The sequence below is a fragment of the Kineococcus vitellinus genome, assembly GCF_009906315.1.
GTDB classification, from domain to species: domain Bacteria; phylum Actinomycetota; class Actinomycetes; order Actinomycetales; family Kineococcaceae; genus Kineococcus; species Kineococcus vitellinus.
Genome location: NZ_JAAALL010000465.1, coordinates 1 through 2,198 on the forward strand (window position 1 = coordinate 1; position 2,198 = coordinate 2,198).

A 2,198-nucleotide genomic window follows, 5' to 3' on the forward strand; every position below is an offset into this window, starting at 1 on the left:
GCGCTGCTCAGCGCTCCTTCTCGGCGGTGGTGGACTCCTTGCGCAGGGTCGTGGACTCCTTGCGCAGGGTCGTGGACTCCTTGCGCGCGGTGGTCGACTCCTTGCGGGCCGTCGTGGACTCCTTGCGCAGGGTCGTGGACTCCTTGCGGGCCGTCGTGGACTCCTTGCGAAGGGTGGTCGACTCCTTGCGCAGGGTCGTGGACTCCTTGCGGGCCGTCGTGGACTCCTTGCGCGCGGTGGTCGACTCCTTGCGCAGGGTGGTCGACTCCTTGCGCGCGGAGGCGCCGGGGACCGCCGTCGCGGCCGTCACGGTGGTAGCCGACGTCGCGGCGGACGCGCTGCCGGCGGTGACGAGCGCGCCGCCCGCGAGGACGGCGGCGGCGGCGACGGTGACCGTGGCGCGACGGGCGAAGCGGTGCAGGCTGGACATGGTGCCTCCGTGACGTGTGCCCCGGTGCACACCGGGGAGTGCGGTGAGTGCCCAACGAGTCGGGTGCGACCCCCGAGCCGGGCGGTCACCCTGAGCATAGATGCTGTAGCTCCCTGTGCACAGCGAGAGCGTTGCGCCCGCGCACCGCATCAGCGGCGGGCGAAGTCCTCCGCGAGCGCCACGAGCGTGCGCACCGCCACCCCGGTGCCGCCGCGGGGGGTGTAGCCCCACGGCTCACCCGTCAGGAACGCCGGCCCGGCGATGTCCAGGTGCGCCCACGGGATCGGCTCGCCGGACGGCCTCGAGCCGACGAACTCGCGCAGGAAGACGGCTGCGACGAGCATCCCCCCGGCCCGGTCGCCGATGTTGGCCAGGTCCGCGACGGGGGAGTCCAGCGTGGCGCGCAGCTCCTCCGGCAGCGGCATCGGCCAGACCGGCTCACCGGCCCGCTCGGCGGCGGCGAGCACCGCGGCGCGGAAGTCGTCGTCGTTGGCCATGACGCCCGAGACCCGGTTGCCGAGGGCGACGACCTGCGCCCCGGTCAGGGTCGCGACGTCGACGATCGCGTCCGGCTGCTCCTCGGAGGCCGCCACGAGGGCGTCGCCGAGGACGAGGCGCCCCTCGGCGTCGGTGTTGAGGACCTCCACCGTCGTCCCGCCGTGCATCGTCAGGACGTCGGAGGGGCGGATCGCCGTGCCGGACGGCATGTTCTCCGCGACGGCCAGCCACCCGGTCACCTTGACCGGCAGCTGCAGGTCGGCGACCGCGCGGACCGCGGCGAGCACCGCGGCCGCGCCCGACATGTCGCTCTTCATCGTCTCCATGCCGGCCGCCGGCTTCAGCGACAGGCCCCCGGAGTCGAAGGTGATGCCCTTGCCCACGAGGGCCAGGTGCGCCTTCGCCCGGGCGGGCGCGTGCTCCACGACGACGAGCCGCGGCGGGCGCGAGGAGCCCTGGCCGACGCCGAGGATGCCGCCGAACCCGCCGGCGGCCAGCTCCTCCTCGTCCAGGACCCGCACGGTCAGCGAGGTGCCCTCGGCGGTGCGCAGCGCCGCCTCGGCCAGGTCGGCCGGGGCCAGGTCCGCGGGTGCGGTGTTGACGAGGTCGCGGGCGGTGGCCACGGCGTCGGCGAGCGCCGCGGCGCGCTCGACGGCGGCGCGCACGGCCCGCTCGCGCGGCTTGCCCACCAGCAGCGTCACCTCGGCGACCGGCTCGCGCTCCGCGGCGCGGTAGCGGGTGAAGGCGTACGCGCCCAGCGCGGCGCCCTCCGCCACCGCGGCCACCGACGGCGCGTCCGGGGCCGGCACGGCCACGGCCACGCGGCGCTTGCCGGCCAGCGCGCGCACCCCGGCACCCACGGCCCGGCGCAGGCCCTCGGCGCCGGGGGCCTCGCCGACCCCGACGAGGGCGACCAGCGAGGTGGACAGCCCCTGCACGCCGGGGACCAGGTGGACGGTGCCCGCCTCCCCGGTGGCGCCGAGCGCCGCGGCCGCCTCCTGCAGGGCGCTGCGGGTGGCGCGCGGCAGGTCGTCCCCGCCCAGCACGAGCACGCCCGCGGCGCGCTTGCCGGCGGCGGCCGGGGCCACGGCCAGGAGGAGGGCGTCGGCCGTCACGCTCTTGACGGACTTGCTGCTGAGGACGAGGCGGGGCACCCCAGCACCCTACCCAGCGGCCGCCGCCGGGACCCGCGCGCCCGCCGGCGGGGTGCGGGCCGGACCGCGGGCCGGACGGGACCGGGGGCTGTGCCGAGCCGGGGGCTGTGCTGCAC

At 77.1% G+C, this 2,198-nt stretch carries 2 protein-coding genes; both read right to left on the reverse strand.

What is annotated here, in order from left to right; translation table 11 throughout:
• Positions 1 to 7: 7 nt before the first annotated feature.
• Entirely contained in the window at positions 8 to 430 is a 423-nt protein-coding gene (locus GTQ99_RS22470) for a hypothetical protein (RefSeq protein WP_166617897.1), read from the reverse strand.
• 149 nt (positions 431 to 579) lie between these two features.
• Positions 580 to 2,082 (reverse strand): leucyl aminopeptidase, encoded by a 1,503-nt coding sequence (locus GTQ99_RS22475; protein ID WP_166617898.1) that lies wholly within the window; start codon positions 2,080 to 2,082, stop codon positions 580 to 582.
• Positions 2,083 to 2,198: the final 116 nt, after the last annotated feature.

Coding starts and splice junctions, on each gene's coding strand:
- GTQ99_RS22470 (WP_166617897.1), bottom strand. CDS start 430: ATGTCCAGCCTGCACCGCTTCGCCCGTCGCGCCACGGTCACCGTCGCC.